Source organism: Stutzerimonas sp. KH-1 (assembly GCF_054483855.1).
The window spans coordinates 1,480,574-1,495,230 of sequence record NZ_CM137011.1; the positions used below are offsets into that span (position 1 = coordinate 1,480,574).

Here is a 14,657-nt window from a genome sequence, read left to right on the forward strand (position 1 = left end):
GGATTCTCCTTCATCAATTCATTCGGCGAAGGCGGGGGCTGTCGATCGACGGTGTGATGCCTGCTCAAAAAAGAGACTAGATTTTTCATATATAAATCAGTGACATAGTTTCGTTTCAGTTTAAAAAAAAGACAAAATTGGCGAAATAACATCTCATAGTCTATTTTTTAAATGCCGTCTGCGTTGTGACAGGCAATATCACCCTTGGCGATATGTTGCCGAAAGATGTTTCTCTCCAAATTTTGCAGCGAAACTATATATGACAGATCAACTAAGTGTTGGGGAGCTAGTAGTCGCAAAGGGAAAGCTTGCCACAATTCAACAGATTCTTAGCGTAAAGAGCATTAGGGTAGTCGTTAAGGCAACTGGCGAAGCTTTGATGGTTTCTCAGCGCGATATTGAGAGGATTGTTGGTCTCACAGGAGGGGTGGCTGGGGGTAATGTAATAAATTTGAATGTGAATGATTATGGAGAAGACGAGCTATCGCTAGCTGTAGAGCGGTACAACGTTATTAGCCAGTGGAGGGTGAAGGAAGTAACAACCGCTCAAGCTTGTGTGAAGCTGAATTTGTCGCGGAGCTATTTTTTTCGTTTGGCTAAGATGTGTGATGAGGAAATTGGTCCTCTGTCATTGGTTCTTCAGCGGCGTGGGGTTAAGAAAGGAGTTACTAGATTAGATGAAGCTGTAGAGGTAATTATTTTTGATGCGACTCATAAAGTTTACAATTCGAAAGGTGCTAGCTATAGCAAAGTGTGGCTCGAGGTAGATGTCGCATGTAAAGAGCAGGGGTTACCATCCCCTTGTAAAGCTACAGTTTTACGACGTGTAGAGTTAATTCTCTCAGAGAAAAAAAGAGTCAAAATCAAAGCCGGGGCCGATGCCGCAGCACAACAGTTCTCGGCGCGACCGGGAAAGAAAAAAGTCGAAAGGCCGTTGCAATGGGTGCAAATGGATCACACGTTGGTCGACATTATCCTTTTAGCGGATGATCGTATCAATGTGATTGGCCGCCCTTGGTTGACGGTGATAATTGATATATATACAAGAGTGATTGTCGGCTATTACCTCAGCCTTCACGTTCCGTCGTCAGTTTCTGTGGCGTGTGCACTTAGTCAAAGTGTGCTTCCTAAAATAGGTTTTGCCAAAAGCATGGGCATAGATCCCGTAGACTATCCCTATTATGGTAAGCCAGACGTTTTGCACATGGATAATGCTGCGGAGTTCACCAGCCCCAAATTTAAAGCTGGATGCGAGTCATTTGGAATACATCCCGAATATCGACCAGTTGGTGAAAAGCACTTTGGTGGTCATGTTGAACGATTGATTGGTACTTTCATGACGACAAAAGTCCACCTCTTAAAAGGAACAACAATGTCGAACTCAGTTGCACGAAGAGATCTCGACAGCGAAAAGAATGCCACAATGACATTCTTCGACTTTTCTCGTTGGTTTGCACGCGAAGTGGTTGTTTATCACTCGACCATTCATAGTGCGTTGAAAGTTAGTCCGCGGCAAGCTTGGTATGACTATTTTGCTCCCTCCGGTGGGCTTCCGTATCCACCGAAAATTTCAGAACCGGAGCAGCTGAAGCTTTGGTTTATGCCTCAAGAAGTACGAAAAATTAACCCCGAAGGTATAAAGTTACACGGCCAGACGTATTGGGATCCTATTTTAGTGCCCTTTGTTGGGACTAATAAGGCGGTTGTTAAATTTGATCCGTTTAATTTGAATGAGGTGTGGGTTAAGTTAAATGGACAGTTCTGCTCAATTCGTCTATCCGACTTAACGATCCAAGCACCAAATTATGAAGAATATCGTGCAAGCAGGTTAAATAGGCGGCCAGTTCGAGTCGGGGCAATTGATAGTGCTGGAGGGCTTAAAGCCTACAGGGAAAAGCAGGGCATCGAGAAAGAGAGCATCGTCTTAACGCGTAAGCAAAGACGCCGAAAAGCTGCGGAAAAAGCCTATCTTGATGCCTACCCTGGTCCTATTGGCGACAATCCGGCAGTTAAGCCCGAAAAAGTCAAGCCTGACTATTCAGCTCTTCCGGAAAGATTCAGATCTGGGGGGAGCAAATGAGTAGCGAACACGTTCGATCTGACATACAGAAGTATTTATCCGCCGATGTGGATACTCGAATAGCCGCAATTCATAATGAGCTTTGGGTTGATAATAATTCCAGCGAAGCTGTTTTTAGAATGATGAATAATATTGCGGAAGTCCCAGATCGCATTAATGCCCCCGCGCTGCTCGTGATCGGCCCTGGTGGTTCGGGGAAAACGGCCATAATATCACAAATCCCGAAGCGAATTAAGAATAGTGAAGGGTTGGTTGTTATATCCATGGCCGAGTCGCCTGAGATAAGCGTCAAGAAAAGCCTTAAAGCCGAACTCGCCTTGGCTCTCGGTTTGCCTCTAGCCTCTGGGGTGAGACCTAAAAGCGGCTCGGATATTATCCCAAATGAAATTAGAGAGGTTATCAGGCTTAGAAGAGTTTGGGGCTTGGTTATCGATGAATTTCATGATGCACTTTTGCGTCCTAAGCAAGAGCAGCGAGTTAATATGTCAATCCTCAAGAAATTACTTGGGGTTGAGTATGGATTGAAGTTATTTTGCTTTGGCACCGTTAGCGCGCGGAATGCCCTGCAGTCCAATGATGAATTTAAAAGGCGATTTCATGAGGTTACGCTTACGGATTGGTGTGAAGATGAGGGTTTTAGATCGTTCTTGCTAGAAGTCGAGGAATCATTGCCATTGCGAATGCCATCGCAGCTCTATTCTGAGGAGATGGTAAGGTCGATTTTATCTATTACCTATGGCCGAATGGACAAGACTCTCGAGTTGATTAGAAGTGCTGCATGTTATGCAGTAAAGCTAGGCGTTGAGAAAATTGATCTGAATATGCTGCAGCGTGCAAACAAAAATCTCTGGGGCTACTAGATGTGAGATTAAGTGCGCTACTAACGCCGAATTTTGACGAGACGCTATCGTCATGGCTTTTTCGGTGCAGCCTTAATCGGCATATAATAAAATTTACGCGCCTGGAATTGGCCGAACGCCCGTTGCATTGGTGGGAAGGGCTAGAGTTCAGGTCCGCTGATCCAGATGTTGATTTTTTTTCAGCGTCTCAACGCCTGGGGGAAGGGCGTGAGGACATTAATCCAGAATGGTTGAGTGTTTATTTCGGTTTACGTAATGGAACTGCAGTTGAATGGAGTTATCGCCGTTTCTTTTGTCCGGACTGTTTGCGAAATGACGTAGCCAATGGTCATTTACCTATATGGCGAAAAAGTTGGTGCTATTCCCATTCATGTATTTGCAGTATGCATAAAAAGGAATTGGTCGCGCTATCTGATGCGTCTCGTTACTCGAAAGCGTGGGATGCTTTTGTCCAAGAATGTAATTCGGTCTCAAGAAGTAATGTGGCGGAAGACCCATGGTTTTCACGTTTCCGCTCTACCACTCTTATGAAGATTGAGCACTTTCTTACTGGTAGCAGAGCTAGTCGGAGATATATCGTGGTTGATTTATTCAATAAGTTATTCTGTATTTTTCTTCAAGCTCCTTTTCATGGTGGTCGAGGTGGATCTGCGAGAATCCATTTTCAGACAGAGAGAGGTATGCGGTTTTCTGATCCGACCTCCTTTGAGAAAAGCATATTCAAGGGGGCTTCCATCGCGGACCCGCCAAGTAGATTTGGAAGCATGATATTTGCTGCTTCATTGCTAGATATTATTCCTTATTCAAGATTTTTGATGTTCATTGAAGCGTGTGAGGATGCAAAGATTGGTCTACTAATACCTAGGGACTTACATCGGGCTGCAGCCTTTCCTTATGTCGATGGGGCCGGGTATAGAGCACTGCATCGTTATTTGGGTGGTTTTCCCAGGAAGGACTTTCCGTTATTGGATCGCCACCTTCAACTCCAAGAGGTCAGATATGCTCGTGAGGGTGTGCTCGGCCTGCATTTGTTCGGAACAGTTCTTGACTAGCGGTTGTTAGTCTACGCAACTCTGTTCGTGCATAAATATGACAAATCGTGAATCTTGTTTCTGCCTATGAAAAGGTATTTTGGTACTGCGGAAAATTGACAAGCTGAAGCAAGTAATTCCTATCCTTACTTGTCAACTCAAAATCCTTCAATGATCGGTCGATACCGATCGCATTGGGCATCAAGGGGCGCTGTACCAGGGCGTTTTTTCATTAGGGCAGGTTATGCCTCCAACGCAACGCGCATCCATTTTGGCATTTTGGATGTCATTAGTTTCGCTAGGTCTTCAGGTCTAAGCGCCTTTTTAATTGTGACAATACACTCCGGGGTAGAGTTGTCTTTACCGAGGTAAAATAATGCGCTGATGGCGGTGCCTACCTCGGTTCCGCAGTGCTGCATGACCATTGGCGGAGCATGAACCAAACGGATTTCAGCTTTCCCTATAAAAATTGATCGACTGGGGCCGCTTGTGTAATAGATCGGAATAAGCGGCATTTGGGTGCTCAGTCCAAACAATCTGACCGCATCTGCGCCATGAAGCTGCAGAACCTGGTGGTTCTGGCTGGCAATCAAATTTGTCACTTGCCATACGTTTGGGCGAACCCATGCTGTGTATTGACCGGATTTCGGTCGCATGTAGATTCCTCGATACACCCGCTCAAGTTCACCTCGGTTGACCAGTCGATTTATTGCTTTGGATACGGCGCTTCTCGTTCCAAATTCCGCGAATCGCCGGATACTGAATGGCTGTCCTTTGGGAGTCAGCTTGACTCGTTGAGCAACGCGGGCAGTTACCGAAAGGACTCTATCAGCGCGGATCATTACTTACCCTATGGCTATAGCGTGTAGTTTAATGACGAACTGAAGAGCGACTGATGTAAAGCAATTACCCTTCGTCGATATTCATCATCTTGCGCATCAATCACCAGGCACTCTTCGAGGCGCCCTAACGAGAAAATTTGGTTAGCTGACGGGTAATGCCTGAGCAGGCTTTTTGCATAGCTGCGGATGTCCTGGGGCAGCTCGGTGTTGCGAGAGAGTTCTCGTAGGAACTCTTCGGTCTTGATGACGCTGCGGGTTCTCTCGTGGGGAAGGGTCAATGCGTTGCCTCCTGATTCAGCCAAACACAAAAGCCGACGTCTGAGCTCTGATATCTACATAAGAAATCAAAAGCAAGCCAGCAACTGCTGACGATAGTGCTTGGAAAAGCTGACCTGGTAGCTTGGTTCGGGGGCAGAGTCTTCCAGAGAGATGCGGGACGTAGCGACGGCTCCAAATACCTGTGCGTTGCTATTTTCAGTACTGCCATCCACTCTGTCGACATTGTCGGCAGACCCAATCAAGCCGGAAATGGAGCTTGAGGTATAGGTTGGCATCTGGACCTCGTTAAGCACCGCCAGGTCATCCGGCAGATCATCTGCAATTCTTTCCGCCATGCACTTCAATGCCGGCTCCGCCAACATGAATAGCCACGCTTGATCATCGGGCTCGCCTGTGCGTCGAAGCACTCGCCCTAGTACTTGTCGGTAATGCAGCTCGGTGCGGATGCGGCTCAGGTAGCAACATACCTGAAGGCGTGGGATGTCCGTACCTTCACTGATCATTCCCACAGCGATAATCCAGCGGCAGTTGCTGTGTCTGAACTCATTGATCACTTGTTGTGCGGCGGGAGTTATGTTGGTCACGATGCGGCAATCGTCACCCCGGGCTTCCAGGGCCCGGGCAATTTGCTGGGCGTGTTCGATATCGGTGGCAACCACCAAACCTGCTGCATCAAGCTTGATCAGGCGAAGCTCATCCAGCTTGCTGCACCCACGACTGAGCAACTGATCGATCACTTCGTCATGGCGCAGCAGCTCTTCGTAGGTGACAGGGGATTCGCCCAATAGTTTGGCGATGCTCGGAAACATCCTGACAGTGCACTCTGTGTCCAGCTCTTCGGTAAGTTTCACCTTTTGATTGTCGAGCAGGACAATGCGGGGAGCGCGGCATACCTGATCAGTGATGGCTTCTTTCAGTCCGTAGCGGTAGTCGCAGATCAGATGCCCTTCGGGGCTCGAATAGCGAGCCAGAGCAATGGGCCGGTCGTCTGAACGCCAAGGCGTACCAGATAGCGCCAAGGTGAAAGTGGCCCTGTCTTGTATTCGCTGAAGAATTTGCTGGCCCCAAGAGTTGCTTAGTGATAGATCGTGGCCGGCGCAGTGGTGAATCTCGTCAAACACCGCAAACACTCGATAGTCAGTGAGGAGTTGCCAGAACGCCTCATCTCGGTACTCCATGGCCTGATAGGTGAACGCTGCGCCTGCTGCGCCGAGTTGGCCGTCAAAGCGTCTACCGAGAACGGCAGCAAAGGATGCGCGAAAGCCCTCGACCACCTGGCAAGATGGCGCGAAGCAGAGCACCAGATCGATTTTGCCCTGACCAAGTAGCCTGCTGGCCAGTTCAGCCGCCATGCGCGTCTTGCCGGCGCCTGGCGTCGCTTGGCAGAAGAAGTGGGGTGTGGATTTAAATTGTTCAAGCGCTTTGTCGATGCAGCGGCGCTGCCAGTTTCGCAGTTGTGTGGTCATCGTGCGGAGGCAAGTGTCTTGAGCGTCTTTTCGATGGCGCGGAGATGGCCCAGCAGGCGTGAGCTTCGGTCTCTGGCCTCCAGATACTCGCTTTCGACCTTGTCGCGGAGATGCGGCATATCCTCAAGAAGCAGCTTATATCGCTCCGCCTCGCCCATCGATGCCAGGAAGTCCAATCGGACCTCTTTGAGAAGCGTCTCCAGATGCTGATCCATACCGGGTGAGGGTTCAGGCGACACTGCTGCATTATCGGAAGTTGATGGTGCCCGGTCTGGCTCACCAGCAGTCTTACGGCTGTTCTCGAACCCGTTGTCAATCAACTCTAGCTGCAGATGTGTCGGGATGGATAGGAGGTGGTAGACCTGTCCCCGTACGCGGCGCTCTTCGTCATGCACGAGCCAACCTATGCGTAACATTCGGCGTATCTGTTCATACACATAGCGGCGCACATCGCCGATGCGATAGGTCATGCCTTCGAGGCGCTTGGCGTAGGCATCGCGCAGTTCACGAATCGTGAATCGTGTGCGGCCTTCCTCCTGAAGCAGCTCATACAGCCGCCTGTCGAAGGTGAACGAGGCTGATTTCATTGCGGCACCAGAGAGGATAGCGCGAAAAATACGGATTATAGTCCGTGGCCTGTGCGTCCGTAAACGCATGATATTGCCGTCTCAGCGGAATTGAGACGGTCATGGATAAGTTGGCGAAAGCGTTGGGCGAACGCATCCGAGCGCAGAGAAAGGCCTGCCGGATTTCTCAGGATGCCCTGGCGCTGGCCTGCAGCATCGACCGCAGCTATATGGGGCGGATTGAGCGGGGTGAAGTAAGCATCACCGTAGAGAAGCTGTATCGAATTGCACGCCAGCTCGCCTGTGACCCGGCCTATCTGCTACCTAAACTGTCCGAACTGAAACCAACCTGAATGATCCTGGGTTGAAAGTCGCAGCTGACCGCCGCGCGGCGGGGCAAGTGATCCACGTCCTCGAGTATTGGTTTGCCGATCTAGTCGTCTCGGCCAGCTTTGCTTTTTGCTGGCGGAGCCGATTTATCTACTGCCACGGTTGCGCGCTCGGCATTCCGTGGCTGTCGGCGGGTGCCTTGCCTGGCCTTGGACTTGCTCAAGCGGTCCAGTTCGCCCTGTAGATCCTGATTGCGCTGCTCCAGGACCAGCTTGATTGCTTCTATCGCGCTGAGTTGGCTCTGCAGAGCTTCAAGGGCCAGAGCTTTCTGATCCAGCAGACGTTGCTGGGCCTGCTGATCCTTGTGCAGCTGCCTTGCTTCGGTGATAAGGCGCGCGTTGTCGCGATTCAGCTGGGTCAGTTCGTCCTGCTTGACGATTAACGTCTGCTGCAGCTGACGCGTTTCCAGTTGCAACTGCTGCACCTGCGACTCGTGTCGACGCTGTTCCTGTTCGCGCTGTTCCTTGCTGGCCTGCCGGTAGTGCTCCAGGGTGTCGCGTGCATGTTGGTGCTTTTGCTCTAGCGAATGGATCTGTGCGTCGCGATCCTGTAGCCGCTCCTCCAGATCGCGATTGGCCTGCTGCAGGCGGGCGTTCTCGACCTCGGTCTGCTGCCGCTGCTCGCGTGCTTGCTGCAGCTCGTGATGAGTCGCCTGAAGTCGTTCGGCGTCGAGGGCAGCCTGACCTTCCAGCTGTTGGATGCGGCTTTCGGCCTGTCGAATCCGCTGCTGGTAGTCGATCCGTTCGCGGCCCAACTGTTCCCGCTCGCCGGCGACGGCGGCTTGCGCCTCCTCCTGCAACTGGTCGGCCAGTTGGCTCACCAGGTTGGCTAATTGCTCGCTCAGCGAAAGCGGTACCGCCCCGCGGCTGCGGTCGGCGGGTTCCAGCTCTTTCAGGTAGCGGTGAATGGTGGTCTTCGAACCGGTATTGCCCAGTTCAACCCGTATCGCATCGATGCTCGGGTGCTCGCCGCGGGCGAGGAGGGCGGTGCGAGCCTTCTGTACCACCGCCTTGTTGATACCGCCACGCGCCATGTTGGCCTCCTACAATTACGTACTGTATTACATACCCTGTATTTACATTCTATGTTCCAGCGAAAGTTTGCACTAGAAGGAAGCTGAATTAAAATTTAATAATCACGAATTATCCAAGGTGAGGCGGCTTTTGGGTCGTTTGGCGGTCGCTCACCGGTACACCAGGGGGATGTGCGCCGATGGGCCAAGAGATTGAGCGGTACCTGCAGGCCGGCACCCGCGCTAGCACGCGGCGCAGCTACCAACAGGCGCTCGAGCACTTCGAAGTGACCTGGGGCGGCTTTCTGCCGGCAACCAGTGATGCCATCGTGCGCTACCTGGTCGATCACGCCGCCATGCTGTCCAGTAACACCCTCAAGCTGCGCCTGGCGGCACTGGCGCAGTGGCACGTCAGCCAAGGCTTCCCCGATCCGACCAAGACCCCACTGGTTCGCCAGATCCTCAAGGGAATACGTACTCTGCACCCGCGCCAGGAGAAGCAGGCCGAGCCGTTGCAATTGCGCCAACTCGAACAGTGCGTGCTGTGGTTGGAACAGGCCGAGGGGAGAGCACGAGCGGAGGACGACTGGCCGCGGTTGCTGCGCTGTTGCCGCGACCGTGCGATGATGCTGATTGGCTTCTGGCGGGCGTTCCGCAGCGATGAGCTGTGCCGTCTGCAGGTCGAGCACATCCAGGTACGGCCCGGGGAGGGCATGCAGCTGTTTCTGCCCTGGAGCAAAGGTGACCGCGACAACCAAGGCCAGACCTTCAGCGCGCCGGCGTTGGCCAGGTTATGTCCAGTACAAGCCTACGTCGACTGGATCAGCGTGGCGGGCATCGCGCGTGGGCCGGTATTCCGTGGAATTGATCGCTGGGGGCATTTAGGTGAGCAGGGTTTGCACCCAAATAGCATTGTCCCACTCATGCGCGCCGTACTGCAGGCGGCAGGGCTGCCTTCGGAGCTGTACAGTAGCCACTCGCTACGCCGCGGGTTTGCCACCTGGGCCACCCGCAGCGGCTGGGATCTCAAAGCGCTGATGCAGTACGTAGGCTGGAGCGATGGCCAATCCGCATTGCGCTATGTGGAGAGCACAGGAGTGTTCCCTGGGCAGCTGAGTGCGCTACAACACATCTCAAACTGGCCCGAGGGACTGCCATAAGACCGCCTTCCGCTACCCCAATCCGCACCTAGCTGCGCACTGGGAACACCAGCTCGTCATGTGCGGTGCAAATGAGTCGATGGTCCAGCACATGGAAAATTGCGGGGTTCTTGGCATCCTGGGCACCCACAAAGAAGAGGTAACTGCGGGATGCCTGCTTGTCTTTTTTGGCTTTTATGTTCTCTTGGCGGGCTATTTCCAGCTCATTTTTCAGTCGCCCGCGGGCAGCTGCTGACCACTCGTTCCAAAGGACGACCACCTGGTAAGGCGTTAGTTTTTTTTCTTCCCATTCGCCCGCGTTGAGTGAAATGGTCAAGTGTTCGGGCGATTCAGCGGCTGGCGTCCAGGCCAGTTCTCCATAGAAAACACGCGCATTGGGACATGGCTCCAACCCTTTCGACCGGAGTTTCTTGAAGGCGGTTTGATAGGTCGTTGGGGCAATACCCGGGATGGCTAAAGAAAGATGCCTATCGAAGGGGAAGCGCAAAAAAGCACGGCAGATAGGGCGAATGCTGTTCGCTGCGCGTCGCCCCTCTCGGCGCACCAGGCCAGTAGCTCCATCCGACCGCCTGACGCTCTGTGTCTGACGCTCGGTGTGAGGTAGCGCAGGATCGACGATGGTACGGTCCTCAATCAGCTGCAGCCGGGCGGGCGATAAACCTGGCGAGGTCTCCAACTCCTGCTGAACACTGCCGCGCTTGCCCTGCGCTATTACCTTGGTTTCGCCTTCCACCTCACAACCTGAGACGTGAGGGTCGCGCAGTTGAAAGTGAGCCCGAACCAAGTTCTCCGGGCGATAGGAACGCGGGAAGGCCTGAGTTTTGCAACCAGGGCATTGGTAGCCATAGGTATCCACTGCCGCCAGCAGTTTAAGGTCCTCGGCCTCAACAATTTCCTGGGTAATACGATCACGAGCGTTGTCCATGACGCTGACGTCTCCATGGGGGTGGGTGTTCGGCTTATGCAGCTCACCGCATACTGTCCGAATGGATTGGACTAAATAAAGGGGTGAAATGGTGAGCGATGAGCTTTCGGCATGCACCTAGATGGCTGATGGCTCTTGGCGCTACTGGAGCGGGGGATGCCATTCGAGCATTGGCTGGGCAAGGCAAGGCAAGGCAAGCGTAGGTGATGCCGTTTCAAAGCTTCATAAACTACTACCCGAGAGCGAATGGCGGGCTCTAGTGTCAGCTCACCGCTCATTGCCTGCCTGGATGGCGAAAAAGCCATCTGCGCTCGGTCGAATTGCACCTGAGCTCGCTCTGTCAAGTTGGGCTCGCCGTCGGCTGTAGACTACTTACCGGCAGACCGATATCAGCTGGGATGGGGGAATTCAATGTGAAAGCCCGTGAGGCCAGCCGCTGAAGTGCACCAAATGCGGCCTTTGTGAGCCTCGATTATGGATCGGGTGATGGCAAGTCCGAGCCCGGCGTTGCTTGGGCTACCTTCGCGTCGAGCAGGGTCGACCCGGTAAAAGCGGTCGAAGAGCTTCTCTAGATGCTCCGAGCTGATTGTGTTACCTGGGTTCTCGATGCTGAAGATAGTTGAGTCCGCTGTCTGGCGGATCAGAACCGAAATTGTCTTTCCCGCCGGCGTGTAACGCAGCGCATTGGACAGCAAGTTGGACAGCGCTCGATCAAGCATCAGCCGATCTCCTAGCACTTGGCCTTTCCCTGTGAGCGATAGTTCAATGCCGCGCTCTTCTGCCAGGAGGTGGTAGTAGTCGAACAGTTTGAAGACTACGTCTGCCAGTTCGATCCTGGCCTGCTCTGGGATGATCAGGCCATTATCAGCCTTGGCCAAGAACAGCATGTCATCGATCATGCGAGACATGCGCTTCAAGTCCTCCAGGTTCGAGTACAGATTCTCTTCATAGGCATTGATATCGCGTTTCTTGCTCAGCACGACCTCGGTGTGGGTCATCAGGTTGCTAACGGGCGTGCGTAGCTCGTGGGCAATGTCGGCCGAAAAATTGGAGAGCCTAACGAAGGCATCCTCTAGCCGAGCCAACATCGCATTGAAGGATAGAACCAGTTGCTGAAGTTCCCGCGGCACTGGTTCTAGAGGGATTCGTTCCTGTAACGAGCGAGCGGACATCCCGGAGGCTACATCAGTGACTTGCCGCAGGGGCCTAAGACCACTGCGAGCAACCACCCAGCCAAGCGCCGCACTGACCAAGGCACTGATGACCAATCCAATCCAGAACCATCGCTGCAGCGTGTCGAAAAAGTGCGTGTGATTGGTGACATCGAGAATCAGCAGAGCTGTAAGCGGTTCGGGTTGGTCAGTCACAGAGATTTGAGCCGTCATGCCCCGGTACATGTGCTCGTCTTTCTGCCACTCCCACATGCTCTGCTCATCGGCACGCCTGAAGCGTCCCGGCACTTCGACTGCTCTGGGGTCGGAAAAGAGCACTGCGCCGTCGCTGGCCAGGATGGTTGCGGCCAGATCCTGATGCGCCCCCAGTAAAGCTCGCAACTGCGGTAACTCCTCGGAGAGGTTAGCTCCGCTGCGAGCGTTGTTGAGAATGTGTTTGGCTGATTCGAGTTTTTCCACCAGGGCCTGCCGGTCCAGCATCTTAAAGTGGTGCTGGCTGAGCATGTTGAAGCTCAGCCCCGCTACTGTCAGGACGGCAATCACCGCGGACATGAACATCAAGCTCATCCGAGCGGTCAGCGAGAGGTGCTTCATATTCACTCCGGCGCATCCATCATGTACCCCATGCCGCGGGCGGTATGTATCAGCTTGAGATCGAAATCGTCATCGATCTTGGCGCGCAGCCGACGTACAGCGACCTCAATGACGTTGGTGTCGCTGTCGAAGTTCATGTCCCACACCTGCGAAGCAATCAGCGATTTCGGGAGCACTTCGCCGCGCCGGCGCAGTAGCAGTTCCAGCAGTGAAAACTCCTTCGCCGTCAGGTCAATTCTCTTCCCACCCCGGACAGCGCGCCGTTTCATCAGATCGACTTCCAGATCGGCAATTTTCATGGTGGTTTGCGTGGGTGAGCCATTGCCTCGGCGCAGCAGCGTTCTGACCCTGGCCAGAAGCTCTGAGAAAGCAAAGGGCTTGATCAGGTAGTCATCCGCGCCCAGTTCCAACCCTTTAACGCGATCCTCCACACCATCGCGTGCGGTCAGGAACAGCACTGGGACGTCTTTTCCGGCGGCGCGCACCATGCGCAGCACTTCCCAGCCATCCAGCCCCGGCATCATCACATCCAGGATCAGCAGGTCATAGGGCTCACTCAGCGCGTGCTGTAGAGCATCTGTACCGGTCATAACCCGGTCGACATTGAATCCCGCTTCGGTGAGGCCTTGCTGCAGATATGCACCGGTTTTGGGTTCATCTTCAGCTACCAGAAGTTTCATGCGAGCAGACTCCAAAAAACGGGTGGCCAGAGTTTGCAGGCAAACAGCGGCGCCAACCAGAAGCTTACGAAAATGTAATCCTGGTTTCAGGTCGCTGACAGGGTGGCTTGTCTAGGGTGCAAGCATGAGCACTAGGTTGTGCTCTCGGCCCTCGATAGAGAAAGCAGAGATGCCGGCCATAGTTTGCACTGCTTGAGACTGCCCATGAAATCGCTGAAACCTTTGCTTCTGGTTGGTTCGCTACTGCTGTCTTCTATGGCTTGGGCCGAAGAGGGCAGCGACCGTGTATTCGAACGCACCCAGCAGATGCGCGACAAAGCAGAAACTTTGCTGATCCAGGCGGAGAAGGCCCCAGCCAGCGAGCGACATGTGCACATGCAGGAGCACGAATGCTCGAAAACATTATGAGTCAGCTGCACGACGAACATCCTGCTCCGGGTATGTCGACCGAAGAGCATATGGCCTGGATGGAAAAGCATGACGAGCTGGTAGACGACGTGCTGGCTCAAATGATCCGCGAGCACAAGCTGATGATGGCCGACAAAGAGTGCCATCGATAAGGATTTTCCCATCTTCCAGGCCTTCCGTGATTGCTCCTTTGGCCTAGCGGCGCCTCTATGGCGCCGTGCTTTTTCCCAGCTGACGCAGTTGTAGATTTGGGGGCAGCGGCCTGGCAGCAAGCGAGTAATAGCATGAGATTTCCAGCATCCCAGCGAGGTCTAACCATGAAACGCCTACCCCTCAAATCCCTTTCTTTGATCACCACCGTGGGTTTGCTGCTCAGCGCAGCCAACGCGATGGCCAGCCCGGGCCACAACAAAGACAGCATCGGCCAGTCGGGAGATAGTCAGGCAGTAGATCGCACCATCGAGGTACGGATGGGGGACATCTTCTTTGAACCCAAGGCAATGGAAATCAAGGCGGGCGAGACGGTTCGCTTCGTACTGCTGAACGAGGGAGCCCTGCTGCACGAGTTCAACCTTGGCAAAGCGGCATCCCATGCTGCGCATCAGAAAGAGATGGCCGCGATGTTTCAGAACGGCACGCTGTCCCCGACTGCAGCGCATGACATGAGCAAAATGGACCACGCCATGGGCGGCATGAAGATGGTCGGCATGGAGCACGACGATCCCAACAGCGTTCTGGTCGAGCCAGGTGCACGCGAAGAGCTGATCTGGACCTTCTCCGACGCTACTGATCTGGAGTTCGCCTGCAATGTTCCTGGACATTATCAGTCGGGAATGGTCGGTAAGGTGACCGTACGCTGAACTCCATTGATACGCGTCAACTCTGCCTGGCCAGAGCAACCTATGCTGATTCTATGGTCATTGAACCGAGGCTATTGTCATGGATCACACGCACCACACTGGCACTACGGAACCACCTTTTTGGAAGAGCAAGATTGGCATCGCACTGATCATGTTGGCCGTAATCGGCATCTTCTATGTCGCGCGCGAGCATTACGGTCATCTTTCGCAGGCTTTGCCATACCTCATCCTGCTGCTATGCCCGCTGATGCATCTGTTTGGCCACAATCATGGCGGGCACTCCCACTCCAGCGGAGCCGCAGTTTCCAAGGACGAGGATAGGAAGTAACTCG

Annotated in this window: 15 protein-coding genes and 1 pseudogene; 8 read left to right on the forward strand and 8 right to left on the reverse strand. The window is 53.3% G+C overall.

Features of this window, described 5'->3' with window-relative positions; all coding sequences use genetic code 11:
* Positions 1-259: 259 nt before the first annotated feature.
* From ACX1DW_RS07150 to ACX1DW_RS07160, 3 genes are all read left to right on the forward strand, one after another.
* Positions 260-2,080 (forward strand): Mu transposase C-terminal domain-containing protein, encoded by a 1,821-nt coding sequence (locus ACX1DW_RS07150; protein WP_230485010.1) that lies wholly within the window; start codon positions 260-262, stop codon positions 2,078-2,080.
* Positions 2,077-2,940 (forward strand): TniB family NTP-binding protein, encoded by an 864-nt coding sequence (locus ACX1DW_RS07155; protein ID WP_053069166.1) that lies wholly within the window; start codon positions 2,077-2,079, stop codon positions 2,938-2,940. Before ACX1DW_RS07150 ends, ACX1DW_RS07155 begins: the two co-directional genes overlap by 4 nt.
* Positions 2,941-3,047: 107 nt before the next feature.
* The gene (locus ACX1DW_RS07160) at positions 3,048-3,992 is read left to right on the forward strand and encodes a hypothetical protein (RefSeq protein WP_230485009.1); all 945 of its coding nucleotides are present in this window, start codon (positions 3,048-3,050) and stop codon (positions 3,990-3,992) included.
* Between the two features lie 221 nt (positions 3,993-4,213).
* Here ACX1DW_RS07160 and ACX1DW_RS07165 read toward each other — a convergent pair whose 3' ends face one another.
* The 4 genes from ACX1DW_RS07165 to ACX1DW_RS07180 form a co-directional block, all read right to left on the reverse strand.
* A complete protein-coding gene (locus ACX1DW_RS07165) occupies positions 4,214-4,813 on the reverse strand; it encodes a DUF6088 family protein (RefSeq protein ID WP_230485008.1) in 600 nt (199 codons plus the stop codon).
* A gap of 14 nt (positions 4,814-4,827) precedes the next feature.
* Positions 4,828-5,091, reverse strand: a complete 264-nt coding sequence (locus ACX1DW_RS07170; RefSeq protein WP_230485007.1) for a BPSL0761 family protein — start codon at positions 5,089-5,091, stop codon at positions 4,828-4,830.
* 66 nt (positions 5,092-5,157) lie between these two features.
* Entirely contained in the window at positions 5,158-6,558 is a 1,401-nt protein-coding gene (locus ACX1DW_RS07175; protein ID WP_230485006.1) for a DEAD/DEAH box helicase, read from the reverse strand.
* Positions 6,555-7,145 (reverse strand): hypothetical protein, encoded by a 591-nt coding sequence (locus tag ACX1DW_RS07180; RefSeq protein ID WP_048329182.1) that lies wholly within the window; start codon positions 7,143-7,145, stop codon positions 6,555-6,557. The genes ACX1DW_RS07175 and ACX1DW_RS07180 overlap by 4 nt, the downstream gene beginning before the upstream one ends.
* A gap of 101 nt (positions 7,146-7,246) precedes the next feature.
* On the opposite strand from ACX1DW_RS07180, the gene ACX1DW_RS07185 reads away from it, so the two are divergent.
* On the forward strand, positions 7,247-7,477 hold the full coding sequence (locus ACX1DW_RS07185) for a helix-turn-helix domain-containing protein (protein WP_048329181.1): 231 nt from the start codon (positions 7,247-7,249) through the stop codon (positions 7,475-7,477).
* An 80-nt stretch (positions 7,478-7,557) separates the two neighbouring features.
* On the opposite strand, the gene ACX1DW_RS07190 is transcribed toward ACX1DW_RS07185, so the two are convergent.
* Positions 7,558-8,547: a DNA-binding protein gene (locus ACX1DW_RS07190; RefSeq protein ID WP_230485005.1), complete on the reverse strand. Its 990-nt coding sequence runs from the start codon at positions 8,545-8,547 to the stop codon at positions 7,558-7,560.
* 179 nt (positions 8,548-8,726) lie between these two features.
* On the opposite strand from ACX1DW_RS07190, the gene ACX1DW_RS07195 reads away from it, so the two are divergent.
* Complete coding sequence (locus ACX1DW_RS07195) at positions 8,727-9,686, forward strand: site-specific integrase (RefSeq protein ID WP_230485004.1); 960 nt, start codon at positions 8,727-8,729, stop codon at positions 9,684-9,686.
* 28 nt (positions 9,687-9,714) lie between these two features.
* Here the strand turns inward: ACX1DW_RS07195 and ACX1DW_RS07200 are convergent, their stop codons facing one another.
* The 3 genes from ACX1DW_RS07200 to ACX1DW_RS07210 form a co-directional block, all read right to left on the reverse strand.
* Positions 9,715-10,611 (reverse strand): hypothetical protein, encoded by an 897-nt coding sequence (locus ACX1DW_RS07200; RefSeq protein ID WP_230485003.1) that lies wholly within the window; start codon positions 10,609-10,611, stop codon positions 9,715-9,717.
* Positions 10,612-11,000: 389 nt separating this feature from the next.
* Positions 11,001-12,377, reverse strand: coding sequence for a heavy metal sensor histidine kinase (locus ACX1DW_RS07205; protein WP_230485002.1), 1,377 nt, complete (start codon positions 12,375-12,377; stop codon positions 11,001-11,003).
* Positions 12,378-12,379: 2 nt separating this feature from the next.
* On the reverse strand, positions 12,380-13,057 hold the full coding sequence (locus tag ACX1DW_RS07210; RefSeq protein ID WP_003452340.1) for a heavy metal response regulator transcription factor: 678 nt from the start codon (positions 13,055-13,057) through the stop codon (positions 12,380-12,382).
* A gap of 204 nt (positions 13,058-13,261) precedes the next feature.
* On the opposite strand from ACX1DW_RS07210, the pseudogene ACX1DW_RS07215 reads away from it, so the two are divergent.
* From ACX1DW_RS07215 to ACX1DW_RS07225, 3 genes and pseudogenes are all read left to right on the forward strand, one after another.
* A pseudogene (locus tag ACX1DW_RS07215) lies at positions 13,262-13,617 on the forward strand (co-regulatory protein PtrA N-terminal domain-containing protein).
* A gap of 165 nt (positions 13,618-13,782) precedes the next feature.
* Positions 13,783-14,325 (forward strand): cupredoxin domain-containing protein, encoded by a 543-nt coding sequence (locus tag ACX1DW_RS07220; RefSeq protein ID WP_230485001.1) that lies wholly within the window; start codon positions 13,783-13,785, stop codon positions 14,323-14,325.
* A gap of 79 nt (positions 14,326-14,404) precedes the next feature.
* The gene (locus tag ACX1DW_RS07225; protein ID WP_009686142.1) at positions 14,405-14,653 is read left to right on the forward strand and encodes a DUF2933 domain-containing protein; all 249 of its coding nucleotides are present in this window, start codon (positions 14,405-14,407) and stop codon (positions 14,651-14,653) included.
* The last annotated feature ends 4 nt before the right edge of the window (positions 14,654-14,657 follow it).

Bases quoted from the DNA above. Each gene is read 5' to 3' on its own strand.
- ACX1DW_RS07150 (WP_230485010.1), top strand. From the start codon at position 260: ATGACAGATCAACTAAGTGTTGGGGAGCTAGTAGTCGCAAAGGGAAAG.
- ACX1DW_RS07155 (WP_053069166.1), top strand. From the start codon at position 2,077: ATGAGTAGCGAACACGTTCGATCTGACATACAGAAGTATTTATCCGCC.
- ACX1DW_RS07165 (WP_230485008.1), bottom strand. From the start codon at position 4,813: ATGATCCGCGCTGATAGAGTCCTTTCGGTAACTGCCCGCGTTGCTCAA.
- ACX1DW_RS07175 (WP_230485006.1), bottom strand. From the start codon at position 6,558: ATGACCACACAACTGCGAAACTGGCAGCGCCGCTGCATCGACAAAGCG.
- ACX1DW_RS07180 (WP_048329182.1), bottom strand. From the start codon at position 7,145: ATGAAATCAGCCTCGTTCACCTTCGACAGGCGGCTGTATGAGCTGCTT.
- ACX1DW_RS07185 (WP_048329181.1), top strand. From the start codon at position 7,247: ATGGATAAGTTGGCGAAAGCGTTGGGCGAACGCATCCGAGCGCAGAGA.
- ACX1DW_RS07190 (WP_230485005.1), bottom strand. From the start codon at position 8,547: ATGGCGCGTGGCGGTATCAACAAGGCGGTGGTACAGAAGGCTCGCACC.
- ACX1DW_RS07195 (WP_230485004.1), top strand. From the start codon at position 8,727: ATGGGCCAAGAGATTGAGCGGTACCTGCAGGCCGGCACCCGCGCTAGC.
- ACX1DW_RS07200 (WP_230485003.1), bottom strand. From the start codon at position 10,611: ATGGACAACGCTCGTGATCGTATTACCCAGGAAATTGTTGAGGCCGAG.
- ACX1DW_RS07205 (WP_230485002.1), bottom strand. From the start codon at position 12,377: ATGAAGCACCTCTCGCTGACCGCTCGGATGAGCTTGATGTTCATGTCC.
- ACX1DW_RS07210 (WP_003452340.1), bottom strand. From the start codon at position 13,057: ATGAAACTTCTGGTAGCTGAAGATGAACCCAAAACCGGTGCATATCTG.
- ACX1DW_RS07220 (WP_230485001.1), top strand. From the start codon at position 13,783: ATGAAACGCCTACCCCTCAAATCCCTTTCTTTGATCACCACCGTGGGT.
- ACX1DW_RS07225 (WP_009686142.1), top strand. From the start codon at position 14,405: ATGGATCACACGCACCACACTGGCACTACGGAACCACCTTTTTGGAAG.